Raw genomic sequence first — 18,538 nt, 5'->3', positions numbered from 1 at the left:
GCAGTACGCATCCCGCTCCGCTCAGTCGGCCGTCAGCTCCCAGTCGAGGTCCCAGAGCCGGATGCCGTCGTCTCCCGCCGACACCAGGTTGCGCAGATCGGGGGTGAGTTCAAGGTGCCGGATGCGTTGGTGGTGCCCTTCGAACACGTGCAGGCATCGGCCGGTGGCGACCTCCCACATCCGTATGGATCTGTCGTGGCCGGCCGAGAAGGCGAACCGGGCGTCGGGTGTGAACCGCACGGCGGAGACCCAGCCCTCGTACCCCGCGAACTCGCGTACGGAGCGGTCGGCACCGGCGTCCCACAGCCGGATCGGTTCGTCCTTGGCGCCCGAGGACATGACCTGGTGTGTGGACATGGCCAGGCGGCCGTCGGCGCTCAGGCACACCGACAGGATCGGTTCCCGGGGGCCGGTCCAGGTCCGCAGGCAGGCTCCGGTGTCGAGATCCCGCAGCCGGACCACACCGTTGCTGTCGCCGACCGCCGCGAGCCGTCCGTCCGCGGACATGGAGATCACGTTGACCGGGCCGTTCCCGCTGATCGTCGCGGTGCAGCGGTCGTCGTCCAGGTCCCATCGGCGGAGGACACCGTCACCGCCGCCGAGCCAGACGTACCTTTCGTCGCCGGTGAACCTGATGGTCCTCCTCATGTCCCAGTCTGGAGTCACCCGACGGCACTCGCCGTCCGCCAGTCGCCGCCGAGTGATCGCGAGCGGCTTGGTGCCGTGGCACAGGACGTACTGGCCGTCGTCACTCAACGCCACCCCGCCCACCCTGCCCTGGTGATCGTCGAGGATGTGCGTGCACGTGCCGCTGTCCAGATCCCAGATCCGTACGGTGCCGTCGCTCTGCCCGCTGACGGCGAGCCGGACATCCGCGGCGACACCGATCGCCGTGATGGCGCCGAAGGAGAGGTGGCCGGTGTCCAGTGGCCGCGACCAGGCGGAGCGCAGCCGTATGCGGCGCGCCGAGCGGCCCAGTTCGTGCCAGGCGGCCAGGACCTGGGGCGCGCGTTCGTATCCCGGTATCTCCCGGGCGCGGGTCAGCAGGGCGAGGGCTGACCGGTGCCGGCCGTTCGACATCGCCTGGCGTGCGTCGGCGAGCAGTTCCCCGGCCAGTTCGCCGAGCCGGTTGACCTCCGCGTACTCGCGCGGCTTGATCACGTGCGGCTCGGCGGCGTATTCGGTGTCGGGCAACCGCCAGCGATGCATCGGCAGTTCGGGATGCCCGCCGACGGAAGCGCCGAACCGGTCGTCGCTGTCCGGAAAACCGACGTGGTGCATTCCGTACGCCTGGGCGGTGAAGGTCCGCAGACACCGGCCGCTGCTCAGCTCCCAGATCTGAACGGTGTGATCGCCGGTCGTTCCGGACAGCAGCAGCCGCCCACCGTCGCCGAACGCCAGGTGACCGGCCGCGGCGGTCAGCCCCGTCAACGTACGCAACGTACGGACCTGCCGGCCGTCCCCCACATCCCACAACCGGATCACCCGGTCCTGGCCGGCCACCGCGACCATCCGCCCGTCGGGACTGAAGCACAGCGCATGTGTCTCCGAGTCGGCGGGCAGCACCCGGCACCGGCCATCGGCCACGCTCCACAGCCGCGCCCCGTCCTCCTCGGCGGTGAGCACATGGCGCCCGTCGGCGCTCACCTCGTACGGCGCGCCGTCCAGGTAGTTGTCCCTGAATGCCGCCCCGAGCGACCACCGACAGGTCCCGGTCCGCGGTTCCCAGACCTGGACGCGCCCGTCCGCGCCCTGCCACACCCCGATGCGTCCGTCGGCACTCAACCTGACCGGGCACCCCGTGTCGCGTGCGGCGGAGCGGATGACGCGGGTGCACCTGCCCGCCCTGAGATCCCAGAACTGCACCGTGCCGTCGCGGCTCGTGGACAGCGCGTACGAGCCGTCAGGGGTGAGGTCGACGCCGAGTACCTGCGTACGGTGGCCCCTGACTGCCAACCGCTGTGCGCCGGTCGCCGTGTCCCACAGCCGGAGCACGCCGTCCCAGTGGCCGCTCAGCGCGAGGCGTGCGTCGGGAGTGAACCGGATCGGCAGGTAGCCCATCACCTCGTGCCGGGCGAGCAGTTTCACCGGCGCGAACGGCACCGCGAACGGCTCGCGAAACTCGCGGGTGCGGGTGTGGCGGGCATCGGCCACGGTTCCGGAGGCCGCCACCCGCAGCGCCGCCCGTACGTCGGTGTCGTCGGGCCGTTCGCGCGCGAGGGCGTCGAGCAGGTCGCGTGCCGCCGCGAGGTCGCCGCGTTCGAGGTGGACCCGGGCCAGAGACAGCTGCGCCTGCCAGGAGGACGCGCCGGACCCACGTGGGATCGCCTCCAATTGGGCGATGAGTTCCCCATCGGTGATCGCCCCCGTACGCCACCGGAACAGGCCACCGTTGTACACGGCCCCGACGTGGTGCGGGTCGACCGCGAGCGCCTGGTCGAAGGCATGTTCGGCGTCGGCGGCCCGGTCCAGGTCGAGGAGCGACAGACCACGGTTGTTGAGTTCGTCGGCGCGCAGATCGGCGGCCTGCGACATGGGACGCGGATACGCCGAGCCGGTCGCCTGCTCGTAGATTCCGGTCAGTACATCCGCGATGTCCGCCATCGAGGCCGGCCGGTGAGCCGGGTGCTGCCGCAGGCAGCGCCGGAGCAGGTGGGCGACTTCCGGCGGCGCCGCGACCGGATTCGACGGGTCGGCCAGGTATTCCTCCAGCGCGAGACCCGCGACCGAACCAGCCGCCCAATGCACACCGCCGGTGAACATTTCCAGGACCGAGACCGCGAAACTGTAGACATCGCTGCGCCGCCCGACGGGCTCGCCCGCGAGCTGCTCCGGGGACGCGTAGCCGACCGTCATGCCGCCGGACGGCACCAACACGCTGATGCCCGGCGCCATGTGGAGGTCGGCCGGGGCCGTGGTGGCCTTGGACCGGGCGAGACCGAAGTCGGTGATCTTCGCGGCGCCCGTGCCGTCGAGCAGAATGTTGGCCGGCTTCACGTCCTGGTGCACCAGGTCTCTGCGATGGGCGTGCTCGAGTCCACGGGCCGCTTGGACCGCCGTGTCGAGAACACGGGCGAGGGCCTGTCGCGCATCCCCGGCGTGCAGGCGCCCGTCGCCGATCCAATCGGCCAGGCTGCCGCCGTCGACGTACTCGGCGAACACGCGGGGAACACCGTCGATCACCCGCACGTAATGGCAGGCGCAGACGTTCGGATGGAGCCCGAGGGACACCCACGTCTCGGCCTCCCTGATGAACAGCTCCTGATCGCCGGGGCTCGGGAACAGTTCGGGCCGCGAACTCTTCACCGCCATGTCGATGCCCCAGGCGAGATGCCGTACCCGGTGCACGACGCCCATCCCGCCCCGGCCGAGCTCGCCGATCACCCGGTACCGGCCGTCGATGGTCTCGCCGGTCGCCCAAACGGCCGGCGACGTAGGTGCGTTCACTGCGATTCCTCATCGTGGTTGCGGCAGAAGTCGCTGTCCTGGAAGGCCCGGACGCAGAAGATCCGGTTGTCAGATTTTGACGAGGGTCAGTATGTGACGTCGTCGATCCTGGTGTCGATGCAGCCTACGTCCTCGAGGTCCATGACCAGGTTCTTCACAGCCTGGGTTACCCAGGAGGTGGTCGGGTGTGCGGTGGGGCCCCTCCGGCCACTCCCACGCCTGCGCCCACGAGACCACGCCTGTCGTCGAGTTGGACGGTGTTCTCGTTACGGTCAGCGTTGACGACGATGGAACGCTGTGGCGACCCTGACGACGACGACCCTGACGACGACGAGAGGCCAAGGGGCGAAGCGGACGCCCATGAGATCGCCTCTGCCTTGCGGGTGGCGCATCTGGATGACTGGTCACGCGCTGGGCGCCGTCACAGGGGGCGCGGCAGATGGCCCGCGCGGTCGGTTGCTGGAGGAAGTACCGGCCCGGCCCTCAGACGCCCGCTGCCACCGCGGCGCCCAGCCCGAGCAGGACGACCCCGGTCGTCACACTGAGCCCCCGCAGGACAGTCGGCCGCGATACCAAGGCGCGCCCTCGGCCGACGGCCCAGATGAGCAACAGGTACCAAGAGGCACTGACGAGCGCCCACAGAGCTCCCAGGGCGACGGTCGACAGGAACACCGGGCCCTTCGCCGTCACGAATTGGGGCAGCACCGAGACGGCGAACACGCCGGCCTTCGGGTTGCCGAGGTTGGTGCTCAGGCCGGTGAGGTATCCGCCCGCGAAGCCGGTGCGGCGCCCGCCCTCGCGGGGCGGACGGGTGGAGACGGCGGTGAGCGCGGTCCGCAGCGTGTTCACCCCGAGGATCATCAGCACGATGCCGCCCGCGATCCGGAGTACCGCGTACGCGGGCGGGCTGGCCAGCAGGACAGCGGACAGCCCGGCCGCGGCGGCCGTGGACCACAGCAGGAAGCCGGTGGCGTTGCCCGCGAGCGTGCCTCGGACCGTGCGTTGCCCGCCTTCCAGAACCTGCCGGATCATCATGGCTGTACTCGCGCCTGGCAGCATCGCCAGCAGCAACGTGGTGGCGATGAAAACGGGCACATGCGTAGGCATGGGGAAAGAACCCTTCCAGGGATCGCGGTCGATGGGTGCACGGTGCACCACCAGGCTTCCTCTCCCGCACTTATAAGAGAAGTTAAAAGAGAAGGGTGCAGCGTTAGGATCAGTGAATGGTGGTGGACCCGGGACAGCTCCGGCTTCTCGCGTTGATCGAGCGGCACGGCTCCTTGACGGCGGCGGCTCACGCCCTCCAGCTCACGCCCGCGGCGGTCACACAGCAGGTGGTCAAGGCCGAGCGCGACTGGCAGGTGCCCCTCGTCATCCGTGGTCCTCGCGGAGCAACACTCACCGCGGCCGGTGCGCTGCTCGCCTCCCACGGTCGAACCGTGGAGGAGGCGTCGGACAAGGCCGAGGCGCAACTGGCCGCACTGCTCGGTCACCTCTCCCTACGGCTGCGGATCGGAACGTTCCAGGCGGCTGCCCTGCACCTGCTGCCACCCGCCCTGACGGCCCTGCGGCACCGCCATCCGGACGCCGACGTCTCCGTCGTGGACGTGGTGTCCGGACGCGGAGCGGACGAGATCAGCGCAGGGCGCCTGGACCTCGCCATCGTCGCGTCCTGGGGCACACCGCTCGCGCCGCCCCCGCATCTACGCGCCCACCCGCTCCTGCTGGACCCGATGGTCGTGGTTCTCCCCGACGACCACCCACTGGCCACCGGGCAGCCCGCGGACAGCGAACTGCACCTGGAACAACTGCGCGACGAATCGTGGGTTTCCATCCTGGCCGGCCACGCCGCCCGCGAACAGTTCCACGACGCTGCCCGCGAGGCCGGCTTCACTCCCACCGTGCGGTTCGAGACCGAGTCCTACGACGTCGTCCAGGCCCTCGTCGGCACAGGCAGCGCTGTGGCTCTGGTATCGCGCCTGGCCCTGACCCATGCGCCCGGCACCACCCATCGCGAACTGGCCAGCCCCAGGCCCTACCGCCAGCTCTACGCCCTGACCAGAACCGACGCCGGCCTCACACCACTCGCGGATATGCTGATCGACCTCCTACGTGATGTCGCCCGCGACATCACCGCCACCTGGGAGGCCCCCCTGCAAGAAGAACAACGCTCATTGGACTCACCGCACGGAGCCTGAAAGCGCCTGGTCCTGAATCGCCACTGCCTGGTAGGCAGCGGGCGCTAACACCGGATGGCTGAGTGATTCCTCTGGAAGGCGTCGACCTTCAGGTCCCGGGTGCGGGACAGATGGCGGATCATCGTCGTGCGCGCTGTTTCCGCGTCGCCTTGGCGGAGGGCATCGAGGATCAGGACGTGTTCCTCCTGGCCGGCGCGGAGAGCCTCGTTCAGGTGCTCGACCTGTGTCATCTGCGCGTTGTAGATCTGTTGGAGTACACCGAGCCCGTCGAGCAGCCGGGACATCGTGCCGTTGCGTGCCGCGGCGCGCAGGGCCTGGTGCCACTCGGCGTTGAGCTCGAGATGCTTCTCGTGGTCGGTGCAGTGTTCGGCTTCGGTGGTGATGCGCTCCAGTGACGCCAGGTCACGACGGGATGCCTGTTCCGCGGCCGCCGCGGCGCAGGCGGACTCGAGGGTGATGCGGACGTCGTAGATCTCGCGGATCTCTTCCGGGGTCCGCGTCTTGACGACGTAGCCGCGTATCTCGCGGTTGATCAGCTCTTCCTGGGCCAGCCGGGCGAGTGCTTCCCGTACGGGGGTGCGGGAGACGCCGAGCTTCTTCGCCAGCGCTGTCTCCAGGAGGACGGCCCCTGGGGGGAGTTCACCGCCGACGATCATGGCGCGGATGGATTCGTACTGCACGGCGGCGGAGTCGTAGACGCTCATCCGAAGGTCACCGGTCCACCTGCGGTGTCAACGGTGAAGGAGAGCCTCAAAGGGCCCGAGCTCAGTGGCAGGGTGGTGCCGAGGGCCAGGATGAGGGCACGGACCCCGTCCGGGTCGGGGGTGTGGGCGGACAGGTCCAGCAATGGGGTCTGCGGGAGGGCGGTCTCGGTGGGGTGGGCCGATCCGGTCCAGTCGATGAGGAACGGGACCAGGCCGGAGGGGTGTGCGGTGTCGAAGGAGGTCAGGCGCCATGTCAGCAGGGTGCCGTCCGGGCGGCGGCGGCTCATCGGGAGTACCGGCCCCGGGTCGTAGCCGACCGCGTGGGCATCGGCGACGGTCTTGTCCAGGTCGGGTGGGCTGATGGCCCAGGTCACCGTCCTGGGGCCGGTCAGTTGGTCGATGCCGAAGGGGCGGGGCCGCGGGGGTTCGGGCTGGTCGGGGTCCGGGCCGATGATCTCCAGGTAGCCGGAACCGCCCAGCGATACCAGGTAGTTGCGGGTGCCGCGGCCAGGGTGGGCGCCGCCGGGGGCCGGTTGTACGCCGGTGCGCCGGGCGAAGTCGGCGACCGTCGCCTCGAGATCGGGTGTGGCGAGGACGATGTGGTCGAGGAGTCCGGGATGGGCGTTCATCCCGAGGAGACTACGTACACGCGTGTATACGTTCAAGCCTTGACGTGGAAGAACGCGCCCGGCTACGGTCGGAACGCATCGAGTCCGAGGATCTGACGGGAGGGAGCTGTCGTGAAGTCTGCCGTGTACGACGCCCCCGTCCGCCTCGTCGGCTTCGCCCGCGCCCTGCGGCGCCACATCGATCTGCTGCGGGTCTCCGGCACGCTCTGTCGCGTCTGACCTCGGTGGGGTCCGCCCCCGCGACAGGTAGGTAGCGTCCGGACTTCGTCCGCGGCCTTGTCCTGCGTTACGGGCTTCAGACCCCGCCATGTGGCGTTTTCCGCTCTTCCCCTTCTTTCCTTCCGGCCACTGCCGTGTGCGCCCGCACGTCCGGGCGGCGGCGACCCGGCGTTGCCATGTCCTCATCAGGAGTACGACCGTGATATCCAGCAAGAGACGCCTGCTCATCGGGGCCCTGACGACCACCTCCCTGCTGGTCCTGGCGGCGTGCGGCGAAGGCTCCGGCGCGTCGGCCGACGGCACCGGCCCCGTCTACTTCGGGGTTTCGGCCCCCGTCACCGGCCAGTACGCCGAGTACGGGAAGTTCTACAAGCAGGGCTTCGACCTCGCGCTCGACCAGATCAACGCCGACGGCGGCATCAACGGCCGCAAGGTGAAGCTGAAGTGGGAGGACAGCCAGTCCGACCCCAAGCAATCCGTGCCGATCGCCCAGAAGTTCGTCAATGACAGCTCCATCATCGCGGAGCTCGGCGACTTCTCCAGCCCCGCCTCGATGGCCGCCTCACCGGTCTACGAGCGCAACAAGCTGGTCCAGTACGGCTTCACCAACTCCTCGCCGAAGTTCACCCTCGGCGGGCAGTACATGTGGAGCCCGGGCATCTCGCAGGCCACCGCCGAGGTTCAGCAGACCGATGAGCTGGCGAAGTTCGGCAAGAAGGTCGCGGTGGTCTATCAGAACACCGACTGGGGGAAGCAGGTCTTCGAGATCTTCCAGAAGCGGGCGAAGAAGCTCGGGCTGACGGTCACGTACAGCTCCGCCTACCTCCCCTCCACCACCGACTTCCGGCCGCTGCTGATCAAGGCCCGCGATTCCAAGCCCGATCTCGTCTATGACATCGGCTACGACAACGACGCGGCGGCGATCCTCACCCAGGCGCCCAAGGCGGGGGTCACCGCCAAGATCTTCACCGAGCAGTTGACGGCCACGGGCATCAAGCTCGCGGGGGAGGACGCCGAGGGCGCGCTCACCACGGCGACCTGGTTCCCCAATTCCACCGAGCCCCGGGTCAAGGCGTTCACCAAGGCGTTCAAGGCGAAGTACGGGCATGTGCCGGGCGCGTTCGAGGTGTACGCGTACGACGCGCTGACCCAGTTGGTGCACGCGGCCAAGAAGGGTGGGGCCACCCGGCAGGGCGTGTTCCAGGGGCTGAAGAGCTCGACCGATCTGCCGAGCGTGCAGTACGGAAAGTTCCGCTTCCAGTCCGACCGCCGTCCTGCCGACCCGCCGACCCCCGTCGCGGTGATCGTCAAGAACGGCGAGCAGGTCCCGGCCGAGGGATGACGGTCGAACCATGATCGACACACTGCTCGCCGGGATCATCCACGGCAACACCTACGCACTCGTCGCGATCGGACTCTCGCTGATCTTCGGCGTATCCAATGTGGTCAACTTCGCCCAGGGGTCGGTCTTCGCGGTCGGCACCATGTCCGGCTGGTGGCTCATCGCCGAGCAGCACTGGCCGCTGTGGGCGGCGATCGTCGGCGTCTGCGCCTTCACCGCCGTCCTGGGCCTGGCCGTCAACGTGCTCGCGGTCCAGCCGCTGGCCAAGGTTCCGCCCATCGCCGCGCTGCTGGCCACGTACGCGGTGTCGGTCGTCCTGGACAACCTCTCCCAAGTGGTGTTCGGCCCCGACACCCGGCGGTTTCCGCAGGCTCTGGACACGCTCAACTTCCAGGTGGGGGGCTTCCGTTTCGGCACCCTCGACGTGGTGATGTTCGCGGTGAGCGTCGGCTGCATCCTGCTGCTCGGCGGCTTCCTCAAGTTTACGAAGTACGGGCAGGCCATCCGCGCCACCGCCCAGGACTCCGATGCGGCGCTGCAGATGGGCGTGCCCGTGGGCAGGGTGCGGAACCTGTCCTTCATGCTCGCCTCGGCGCTCGGCGGCCTGGCCGGTGTCCTGGTCGGCATGTACAACAGCAACATCTCGCCCAGCTCAGGTACGGCCGCGGGGCTGACCGCCTTCACCGCCGCGACCCTGGGCGGCCTCGGCAATCTGCCCGGAGCCGTGCTCGGGGGGCTGGCGCTGGGCATCGTCGAAGCCTTCGGCATCTCCTACTGGGGCGCCGGTGTCGACAACCTCATCATCTTCGGCGTCCTGCTGCTCGTGCTCTGGCTCCGGCCCGGGGGGCTGCTGGGCAAGGTGCCCCTGATCTCCGCGGAGCCGCTGACGGGGACGTTCCTCGGCGGCGGCCGGCCCATCCGGCTGAGGTGGTGGCAGGCCCTGGCCCTGGTCGGCGTCGCCGCCGGCGTCGTGCCGTGGGTGGCGGACGACTACCAGCTGACGACCGGCACCCAGGTGCTGATCTTCGCGATCCTGGCCCTCTCCCTCACTCTCGTCTCCGGTTCGGCGGCCCAGATCTCGCTCGGCCAGGCCGGGCCCATGGCCGTGGGCGCCTACACCTCGGCGCTGCTCGTCGGGGAACACGGCTGGCCCTTCCTGGCCGGTCTGTTCGCCGCCGGCCTGGCGGCCGCGGCCGTCGGCACTGTTCTGATGTCCCCGACGTGGCGGCTCAGCGGCCACTACGTGTCCATCGCCACCCTCGGCATCGGCGCCGTGACCGTGGCCGCGATCCTCAACCTCGACTGGCTGACCCATGGCCCGCTGGGCATCACGGCGATCCCACCGCCCAGCCTCTTCGGCCACCAGATCATCACGCCCACGGAGACCTATCTCCTCGACCTGACCGTCCTGCTGGTCGCGCTCGGGCTCGTCGTACGGCTGCAGAAGTCCTTCCTCGGCACCGTCTGGTCGGCGGTCGGCGCGGACGAGACGGCCCTTGGCGCCTCGGGTCTGCGCCCGGCCGACTACAAGGCGCTGGCGTACTCCGTCGGTGCCTTCGTCGCCGGGCTCGCCGGAAGCCTGCTGGCCCACCAGTACAGCTATCTGGACCCGACGATGTTCAGCCCGGAATTGTCCATGCTGGCCCTGACCATCATCGTGCTCGGCGGGATGAACAGCCCGTTCGGCGCCGTGCTGGGCGCGGTGGTCCTCGTGGGCGCCCCCGAGTTCCTGCGGATGGCGCAGGACGCCAGGCTTCTGACCTACGGAGTGCTCTTGCTGCTGCTCATCCGATTCCGGCCACAGGGCCTGTGGGCGAGGCGGGCATGACGGCCGAACGCTCTCCCGCACCCGTACCCGCGCCCGCGCCCGTACTCGAAGTCGCCGATCTCGCCCGCTCCTTCGGTGCCGTACGCGCCGTGAACGGCGTCTCGTTCCAGGTCCGGCAGGGCGAAGTGGTCAGCATCATCGGCCCCAACGGCTCAGGCAAGACCACGACGCTCAACCTGCTCAGCGGGCTGCTCACCCCCGACAGCGGCGAGATCCGGCTGCACGGCCGCCGCATCGAACGGCTGCCCGCCGAGCGCAGGGCGGAACTGGGCATCGCCCGCACCTTCCAGAACGGCCGGGTCTTCGCGAGCCTGCCCGTCGCGGACAACGTCTACGTCGGGCAGTACGCCACGCTGAAGCGCACCCGGCCCTTCCCCCGGCTGCGCCACCTGCCCGTGCTGCGCTGGCTCCCCCTGCTGGCCGAGCTGCTGCTGGCCCTCGTACAACCGCCGGCCGTACGACGCGAACAGTCCGAGGCCGCCGCGCGGACCGAAGCGCAACTCGCCCGCTTCGGGACACGGCTGCTGCCGCGCGCCGACCACCGTGCGCACACCCTGTCGTACGCAAACCGGCGGCGCACCGAGATCGCCCGCGCGCTCGCCCTCGAACCGGCGCTGCTGCTCCTGGACGAGCCGACGGCCGGGATGAACCAGACCGAGACGGCCGAAGTTCTCGACCAGCTCCTCGAGTTGAAGGCCGAGGGGCAGACGATCGTGCTGGTCGAGCACAAGATCGACCTGGTGATGACGGTCTCCGACCGGGTGATCGTGATGGACGAAGGACAGCCGATCGCCGCCGGGACGCCCGCGGAGGTCCGCGACGACGAGCGGGTCGTCGAGGCCTACCTCGGCCGCCGCCGTGCGCAGCGCGAGGAGGCGTCCCGATGATGGTGCCCGCGCCGGAGACACACGCGCCGCCGCTGAAGACACGGGCGCCGCTGCTCGAACTGAAGGACGTAGATGTCCACTACGGCCCCTCACAGGCGCTCACCCAGGTGTCCCTCCAGGTCGGACGCGGTGAGATCGTCTCCCTGCTCGGCGGCAACGCCTCCGGCAAGTCGACCACCATGAAAACCGTCCTCGGCCTGCTGCGACCGGCCGCCGGCCAGGTCCTGCTGGACGGCGAACGGATCGACACCCTCCCCACGAGGGCTCGGGTGCGCCGGGGCATCGCCTCCGTCCCCGAGGCCCGACGGGTCTTCACCGGAATGACGGTCGAGGAGAATCTGCACATCGGCGCCTTCACCCGCGCCGGACGCGGCGAGATCCGCCAGGACATCGATCGGCTCTACGAGTCCTTTCCGCGCCTGGCCGAACGCCGCACCCAGCACGCCGGCACCCTCAGCGGCGGCGAGCAGCAGATGCTGGCCTTCGCCCGTGCGCTCATGAGCAGACCGCGGCTGATCTGCATGGACGAACCCACGATGGGGCTGTCCCCGCTCTTCGTCGACCGGGTGCTGGACATGATCGCCGACGTCAACCGCACGCTGGGCGTCGCGGTGCTCATCGTCGAGCAGAACGCCGAACTGGCCTTGTCCATCGCCTCCCGCGGCTATGTGCTGCGCACCGGATCGATCGTGCTGCACGGGCAGGCGAGCGAGCTGCTCGACGACCCGTCCGTCCGCGAGTCCTACCTCGGAAAGGCCAACTGATGCCTGTACGAAAGCCGTTCCGGCTCGGCGTCTTCACCCGCCTGGTCGACGACGTCCCGCCCGCTGAGCTGTACGCGCGGGCACTGGAAGTGTTCACCACCGCCGAGGAACTCGGCTTCGACACCGGCTGGGTCGCCCAGCACCACCTGCGCGACCAGGGCGGGCTACCGTCGCCGCTGGTCTTCCTGACGGCCGCCGCGGCTCGCACAACACGGCTGCGGCTCGGCACCGGGATCATCACCCTGCCCCTGGAGAGCCCGTTCCGGCTCGCCGAGGACGCCGCGGTGCTCGACGCGCTCAGCGGTGGACGGCTGGAGCTCGGCTTCGGCACCGGCGGCGGTGACCTCGTGTTCTCCGTCTTCGGTCAACGGGCGGAAGACCGCCGCGACACTTACGAACGGGCCCTGCGGGTGGTGCGCGACGCGCTGTCCGGCAAGGAGCCCGTGCCCGGCGCCCCGCCGCTCTTCCCACCCGCCGACACCCTCGGTGACCGGCTCTGGGAGGCCACCTTCGGGGTGGCGGGCGCGATACGGGCCGCGCGGAACGGCAGTGGTCTGCTGCTGGCCCGTACCGCTCTCAGCCCGGTGCCGGACGGTCGGCCGGAGCCGCCCCGCGTACCGCTCGGCGAGGCGCAACACCCCCTGGCCTCGGCCTATCTGGAGCACTGGGCGCGGCCGGATGCCGCTCCCCGGATCGGCCTGTCCCGATCGGTGTACGTGGCCCCGAGCCGCGCGGAGGCGCTGGCGGACGCCGAGGACGGCTTTCGCCGGTTCGCCGCGGTGGCCGGTGAGGCAGCGGCCCGGCGCACGCAGGACGACGCCCATGTCGGCAGCCCCGAGGACGTCATCGCCTCGCTCGGCGCCGACCGGCTGCTCCCGCCGGCCAGCGACCTGATCGTCCAGGTCCACTCGATCGATCCGTCGCACGAGAAGACGCTCCGGTCACTGGAGCTGATCGCCACCGAGGTCGCCCCGGCGCTGGGCTGGCGGCCCGGCCATGACGATGTTCCCCGCCCCGGCGCGGAAACCGCCCCCGAGCACGTCCCCACCACCACCGATTCCCCCGCCGAGGAAGGCCACTCACGATGAACACCCGATCCGGGACACCCACCGATCTGATCGACACGCTGCTCGGCATCGAACCGGGCTCACCGCTGGCGCGGCTGCGCGCCCGCCGACCGGAGGCGACCGGTCACACGCAGGGCAGCTACGACGCGCTCTTCGCATCCGCCGCCCCCGCCACCACCGTGACCACCACCGAGCGGTTCGCCGCCGCGCTGCGGGTGGCGCGGCTGCACGGCGACCAGCTCCTGGGCGAGCACTACGCCAGGCAGCTGCTCGGTGCGGACGGTGCGACGAAGGAGCTCGTGACGGCCGTCGAGGACGTCCGACCGCCGCGCCCCGCCACCGAACCGCCCGCCCCCGAACCGCTGTCCGGACAAGGCCGATTGCGCGCCATCCTCGCGCACGCCGACCTGCTGGTGTTGCGGCCCGCGGCAGCCACCCCTGCCGACCTGGACGCCCTGGCCGAGGCCGGGCTCGGCGCGGCTGAGATCATCACGGTGTCGCAGCTCATCGCGTACGTCAGCTTCCAGGTCCGGCTGCTCGCCGGCCTGGCGCTGATCCGCGGGGACGAGCGGTCCGAGCCGGGCCCCGTACGCGGCCCGCTGGACGCGCCCCAGACCGGATTCACGCAGGAACAGCTGGGCTGGACGCCCTGGCTGGAACCCGTCGCGGTGGGGGACGTGACGGACGAGCAGCGCGCGGTCCTGCCCGGACAGCGTCTGCAGTCCCCGTACTTCCGGCTGCTCGCCCTGGACCCGGCGGTGCTCGGTGAGCGCACCGCCACCGACAACGGCATCTTCTACACCCGGGGCGGCCTGCCCCGGCAGGAGCGCGAACTCGCCGCCACCGTGACCTCGCGCGTGAACGGCTGCGTGTTCTGCGCCTCGGTGCACAGCCGCTTCGCCTCCCAGCTCAGCAAGCGGGACGGGGATGTCCAGCGGCTTCTGGACGAAGGTGTGGACGCACCCCTCGACGACCGCTGGCGTGCCATCACGGACCTCGCGGCGGCCCTGACCACCACACCGCCGACCGCAGCACAGGCCCATGTCACAGCCCTGCGTGAACTCGACCTCGACGACCTGGACATCCTCGACGCCGTCCAGGCCGCCGCGTTCTTCGCCTGGGCCAACCGCCTGATGCTGACCCTCGGTGACCCCGAATCGCCCGCGCAGCCCTGAACCGAAGGAGCCATGCCATGTCCCCCACCGCGACAGCCGACACCACCCGCAAGAACAAGGACGAAGAGCGGCAGGCAGCGGACCAACTGCTCGACACCGCCCCCGACCCGCAGCCCGGACTGCGCGCCTACCTCGAGGTCAAGCGCGCCGCGCTGCTCGCCAAGCGGGAGGCCGAGCGGGTCCGCCCCCTGTCCGAACCGAACCGGCTGCGGGCCAGGACCAAGGCCGAGGACCGCAGCGGCGTACGGCGCATCCGGATCCGCCACCACCAGATCCTCAGTGACTCCCCGCTGGACTTCGCCGGCTACGACCTCGGGCCCGCCTCGCCCGAGATCCAGCTCGGCGTACTCTCCAGCTGCCTCACCCACATCTTCCTCATCCAGGCCGCCGACCTGCGGATCCCGCTGGACTCCCTCGAGGTCGAGGTGCAGGCCGACCAGGACCCGCGCGCCGGAGCGCCCGGGTTCGAGCAGGTGCCGATCTACCCGCACAACATCTCGTACACCGTGCACATCACCTCACCGGCCGCCAAGGCGCGCATCCGCGAGCTGCACGAGACGGTCGAGCGCAAATGCCCGATCTACAACCTCCTCGTCAACCCGCAGCACATCACCGGCCGAGTCGTCCTGACCGGCAGTCCGGAGGAGATATGACCGGAGGCGGCGCCCTGCTGGTCCTCAGCTCGTGGTGGTCTCGGCGGCGGGGGAGAGGACGCGACCGCCGGGGATCGCCGCAAGCAAGTCGCGGGTGTACTCGTGTCGGGGGCGGGTGAAGAGCTCCTCCGGTGGGCCCGTCTCGACGATGCGGCCGGCTCGCATGACGGCGACCTGGTGCGCGATCTGGCGTACGACGGCCAGGTCGTGGGAGATGAAGAGGTACGCCACGCCCGTATCGGCCTGCAACTCGGCCAGCAGATCCAGGACTTGGGCCTGCACGGACACGTCGAGCGCGGAGACCGGTTCGTCGCACACCACCAGATCGGGGGAGAGGGCGAGAGCGCGGGCGATGGCCACACGCTGACGCTGCCCGCCGGACAGCTCCGCCGGGCGGCGTTCCAGCGTGGCGGCGGGAAGCGCCACCCGGTCGAGCAGTTCGCGGGCCCGGGTGAGGCGGGAGAAGCGGTCGCCGACCTTGAAGGCACGCAGCGGTTCGGTGATCACATCGCCGATGGAGAAGCGTGGGTCGAGCGAGGCGTACGGGTTCTGGTAGACGAGCTGGGCGCGGCGGCGCAGCTCTCTGGCCCGGGGGCCTCGGGCGGTGGTGACGTCGGTGCCGTCGAACAGGACGTGTCCGGCGGTCGCGTCGGCGAGACGGAGCACCAGGCGTGCGGTGGTGGACTTGCCCGAGCCCGATTCGCCGACCAGTGCCAGGGTCCGGCCGCGATGGAGGGTGAAGCTGACGTCGTCGACCGCGCGCAGTGTCCGGGGCCGGTCCCCGGTGCGGGGCAGCCTGAACTCCTTGACCAGGTTGCGTGCTTCGACCAGGGGCGCCGTGTCCGTCTTCGGCGCGGGGACAGCCGCGCGGGGACGGGTGGTGGTCAGGCTCGGGGCGCTGGCCAGCAGGTGCCGGGTGTACTCGTCCCGCGGGTCGGCCAGGATGTCGCGGGTGGGGCCCGCCTCGACGACCTTGCCCTGCGACATGACCACCAGGCGCTGCGCCCGGTCGGCGGCGACCCCGAGGTCGTGGGTCACGAGCAGGACCGCCGTGCCCGACTCCTCGGTGAGGCGCTGGAGGTGGTCGAGGATGACCCGCTGCACGGTGACGTCGAGCGCGCTGGTCGGCTCGTCCGCGATGATCAGCTCGGGCTTCGCGGCGATGGCGATGGCGATCAGGGCGCGTTGCCGCATTCCGCCGGACAGTTCGTGCGGGTACTGCCGGGCCCGGACGGCCGCGTCGGGCAGCCCGGCCCGGTCCAGGACGGCGATCGCCTCGGCGGGGGCCGAGCGACGGGTCGCCAGACCGTGGATGCGCAGGACTTCGGCGACCTGTTCGCCGACCCGCTTGACCGGGTTGAGCGAGACCGTCGGGTCCTGGGGGACCAGCCCGATCCGCGCCCCGCGTACGGTGCGCAGCTCCACCTCCGACAGCGTGGCCAGGTCGCGCCGGCCGAAGCGGACCGTGCCCGCGTCGATGCCGCCGTTCCCCGGCAGGAGCCGGGTGATCGCGTGCGCGGTCGTGCTCTTGCCGGAGCCCGACTCGCCGACCACCGCCGTCACCTGTCCTGGCCATACATCGAGGTCCACGCCCCGGACGGCCGAGACCGTACCGCCCCGGGTGCGGTACGAAACCGACAGGCCGCGTATCTCCAGCAGGGGTTGTGGTGTGTGCGTCACGTTCTCGTCCGCTCCGGGTGGGGTCGTGGTGGTGCCGGTCATCGCTGCCTGGACCATTCGCCGTCCAGCGCCCGTGCGATGCGGTTGGTGGCCAGCACGGTCGCGGCGATGGCCAGTCCGGGCAGCGCGGTCAGCCACCAGGCGTTGGCGAGGTAGTTGCGGCCGTCGGAGATCAACGTGCCCCACTCCGGGGCTGGCGGGGGCGCCCCGTAGCCGAGGAAGCTCAACGCCGACACGGCCAGGATGGAGGAGCCGAAGTCGAGGGTGGCCAGGACGATCACCGGGCCCGCGGCATTGGGCAGCACATGCCGGCCCAGCACCGAGTACCAGCGGGCCCCGCACGAGCGCGACGCCTCGACGAACACCGCCTGACGCACCCGGAGCACCTCCGCGCGCGCCACTCGGGCGAACGCGGCGACACTGGCGATGCCGACCGCGACCGCCACCTTCACCGTCCCGTACCCGAGCGCGGTGACGAGGGCCAGGGACAGGAACAGCGCGGGGATGGACAGCAGTACGTCGACGAAGCGCATCAGCACGTCGTCCACCCAGCGGCCCACGAACCCGGCGACCACGCCGAGCAGACCGCCGACCACGAACGCGACCAGCACCGCGATCAGCGTGGCCTTCAGGGACAACTGGGCGCCGTGCACCACGCGGGAGAACACATCGCGTCCCAGCTCGTCGGTGCCGAACCAGTGGGTGCCGCTCGGGCCGCGGAAGTTCTGCGACGGCACCCCCTTCAGCGGATCCTGCGAGGTGAACAGGTCCGGCCAGAACGAGGCCAGCACCACCAGCACGAGGACGGCGACCGACAACAGCAGACCGGGGCGGCGCACCAGGAATCGCAAGCCCCGCCGTACGTCGATGCGATGCCCCGGTCCGGGAGCGGGGCCCGGGTCGGCCGGCCGGGCGAGGCCGGGGGCGGCCTCGGCCGGGTTGGCCGGGTTGGCCGGGTTGGCCGGGAATTCGTCAAGGCTCTGGCTCATGCGATGCCCGCCCTTCTGCCCGAGGCCACCACGATCCGCGGGTCCAGCAGCGGATAGACCAGGTCGATGACCAGGTTCGTCGTCACGAAGATCAGTGCCCCGAACACCACCACCCCTTGGACCAGCGGGATGTCCTGGGCCGTGACCGCCGCCGCGGTCACGCGGCCGAGGCCGTCACGGGAGAACACGGTCTCGACCACCACCGAACCGGCGATCAGCTGCCCCACCAGCAGGCCGACGACCGTCAGCGCCGGCAGGGACGCGTTGCGCAGCGCGTGCCCTAGATGGACCCGCCACCGGCCGGCGCCCTTGGCCCGCGCGGTCTCCACATACGCCTGGTCCAGCGCGGTGAGCAGGCTCTTGGCGAGCACCTGGGCGATCTGCGCGCCGGTCGGGACCGCCAGCGTCAGGGCCGGTAGCACCAGCCCCCGAAGGCCGTCGTTGCCGAACGCCGGAAACCAGTGCAGCCGGAAGGAGAACGTCTCGACGAGCAGCAGCCCCACCCAGAACGTGGGAACGGACACTCCCAGCGGCGGCAGCGACAGCAGCAGCTGTCGCAGCCAGCGCCGAGAGGTGTACGTCGCCACCACCGCCAGACCGCCACCGAGGAGCACCGCGAGCAGCAGGGCCGCGCCGGTCAGCTGGAGGGTCTGCGGCAGCGCGTCGGCCAGCGCCCCGGCGACCGGCCGGCCGGTGGCGACCGAGTCGCCGAAGTCCCCGCGCACCGCCCGGCCGAGGTACTCGGCGTACTGCACCAGCACCGGCTTGTCGAAGCCGTACTCGTGCCGCAGGGCGGCGATCTGCTCCGGATCGACCTGCCCCGAGTCCATTCCGGCACTGGCCATCGCCGTGACCGGGTCGCCCGGCAGATAGTCCAGCACCAGGAACGAGACCGTGTAGGCCGCCCACAGCACTCCGGCCGCCTGGGCGAGCCGTTTGATCACATAGCGGCGCAC

General features: G+C 70.6%; 15 protein-coding genes. 8 read left to right on the top strand and 7 right to left on the bottom strand.

Features of this window, described 5'->3' with window-relative positions; genetic code table 11:
* Positions 1-21: 21 nt before the first annotated feature.
* Both ACWDSL_RS13255 and ACWDSL_RS13250 read right to left on the bottom strand, forming a co-directional pair.
* The gene (locus tag ACWDSL_RS13255; RefSeq protein ID WP_450484756.1) at positions 22-3,447 is read right to left on the bottom strand and encodes a protein kinase domain-containing protein; all 3,426 of its coding nucleotides are present in this window, start codon (positions 3,445-3,447) and stop codon (positions 22-24) included.
* 483 nt (positions 3,448-3,930) lie between these two features.
* Complete coding sequence (locus ACWDSL_RS13250) at positions 3,931-4,554, bottom strand: LysE family translocator (RefSeq protein ID WP_450484754.1); 624 nt, start codon at positions 4,552-4,554, stop codon at positions 3,931-3,933.
* A gap of 116 nt (positions 4,555-4,670) precedes the next feature.
* Between ACWDSL_RS13250 and ACWDSL_RS13245 the strand changes: the two genes are divergently transcribed.
* Positions 4,671-5,645, top strand: coding sequence for a LysR family transcriptional regulator (locus ACWDSL_RS13245; RefSeq protein WP_450484752.1), 975 nt, complete (start codon positions 4,671-4,673; stop codon positions 5,643-5,645).
* A gap of 44 nt (positions 5,646-5,689) precedes the next feature.
* Here the strand turns inward: ACWDSL_RS13245 and ACWDSL_RS13240 are convergent, their stop codons facing one another.
* Both ACWDSL_RS13240 and ACWDSL_RS13235 read right to left on the bottom strand, forming a co-directional pair.
* Positions 5,690-6,349, bottom strand: coding sequence for a GntR family transcriptional regulator (locus ACWDSL_RS13240; RefSeq protein WP_450484750.1), 660 nt, complete (start codon positions 6,347-6,349; stop codon positions 5,690-5,692).
* The gene (locus ACWDSL_RS13235) at positions 6,346-6,978 is read right to left on the bottom strand and encodes a VOC family protein (protein WP_450484748.1); all 633 of its coding nucleotides are present in this window, start codon (positions 6,976-6,978) and stop codon (positions 6,346-6,348) included. Before ACWDSL_RS13235 ends, ACWDSL_RS13240 begins: the two co-directional genes overlap by 4 nt.
* A gap of 418 nt (positions 6,979-7,396) precedes the next feature.
* On the opposite strand from ACWDSL_RS13235, the gene ACWDSL_RS13230 reads away from it, so the two are divergent.
* Genes ACWDSL_RS13230 through ACWDSL_RS13200 form a run of 7 tightly spaced genes read left to right on the top strand, consistent with a single transcriptional unit; the run spans position 7,397 to position 14,913 of the window.
* A complete protein-coding gene (locus ACWDSL_RS13230) occupies positions 7,397-8,539 on the top strand; it encodes an ABC transporter substrate-binding protein (protein ID WP_450484747.1) in 1,143 nt (380 codons plus the stop codon).
* Positions 8,540-8,549: 10 nt separating this feature from the next.
* Positions 8,550-10,367, top strand: a complete 1,818-nt coding sequence (locus ACWDSL_RS13225) for an ABC transporter permease (protein ID WP_450484745.1) — start codon at positions 8,550-8,552, stop codon at positions 10,365-10,367.
* On the top strand, positions 10,364-11,254 hold the full coding sequence (locus ACWDSL_RS13220) for an ABC transporter ATP-binding protein (protein ID WP_450484743.1): 891 nt from the start codon (positions 10,364-10,366) through the stop codon (positions 11,252-11,254). The genes ACWDSL_RS13225 and ACWDSL_RS13220 overlap by 4 nt, the downstream gene beginning before the upstream one ends.
* Positions 11,251-12,018 carry an ABC transporter ATP-binding protein gene (locus ACWDSL_RS13215; protein ID WP_450484742.1) on the top strand — a complete coding sequence of 256 codons (768 nt, stop codon included), beginning with the start codon at positions 11,251-11,253 and terminating at the stop codon, positions 12,016-12,018. Before ACWDSL_RS13220 ends, ACWDSL_RS13215 begins: the two co-directional genes overlap by 4 nt.
* Positions 12,018-13,106, top strand: coding sequence for an LLM class flavin-dependent oxidoreductase (locus tag ACWDSL_RS13210; protein WP_450484740.1), 1,089 nt, complete (start codon positions 12,018-12,020; stop codon positions 13,104-13,106). Before ACWDSL_RS13215 ends, ACWDSL_RS13210 begins: the two co-directional genes overlap by 1 nt.
* Entirely contained in the window at positions 13,103-14,260 is a 1,158-nt protein-coding gene (locus ACWDSL_RS13205; RefSeq protein ID WP_450484738.1) for an alkylhydroperoxidase domain protein, read from the top strand. The genes ACWDSL_RS13210 and ACWDSL_RS13205 overlap by 4 nt, the downstream gene beginning before the upstream one ends.
* Before the next feature lie 17 nt (positions 14,261-14,277).
* A complete protein-coding gene (locus tag ACWDSL_RS13200) occupies positions 14,278-14,913 on the top strand; it encodes an OsmC family protein (protein WP_450484736.1) in 636 nt (211 codons plus the stop codon).
* Positions 14,914-14,937: 24 nt separating this feature from the next.
* Here the strand turns inward: ACWDSL_RS13200 and ACWDSL_RS13195 are convergent, their stop codons facing one another.
* The 3 genes from ACWDSL_RS13195 to ACWDSL_RS13185 are packed head-to-tail and all read right to left on the bottom strand — an operon-like array spanning position 14,938 to position 18,538.
* Positions 14,938-16,635 (bottom strand): dipeptide ABC transporter ATP-binding protein, encoded by a 1,698-nt coding sequence (locus tag ACWDSL_RS13195; RefSeq protein ID WP_450484734.1) that lies wholly within the window; start codon positions 16,633-16,635, stop codon positions 14,938-14,940.
* Positions 16,632-17,582: an ABC transporter permease gene (locus ACWDSL_RS13190; protein ID WP_450484732.1), complete on the bottom strand. Its 951-nt coding sequence runs from the start codon at positions 17,580-17,582 to the stop codon at positions 16,632-16,634. Before ACWDSL_RS13190 ends, ACWDSL_RS13195 begins: the two co-directional genes overlap by 4 nt.
* Positions 17,579-18,538: an ABC transporter permease gene (locus tag ACWDSL_RS13185; RefSeq protein WP_450484730.1), complete on the bottom strand. Its 960-nt coding sequence runs from the start codon at positions 18,536-18,538 to the stop codon at positions 17,579-17,581. Before ACWDSL_RS13185 ends, ACWDSL_RS13190 begins: the two co-directional genes overlap by 4 nt.

Source organism: Streptomyces sp. NPDC000941 (genome assembly GCF_053599555.1).
Note: the sequence above shows the minus strand (reverse complement) of the source record. Positions and strands in the feature narration are given on the sequence as shown.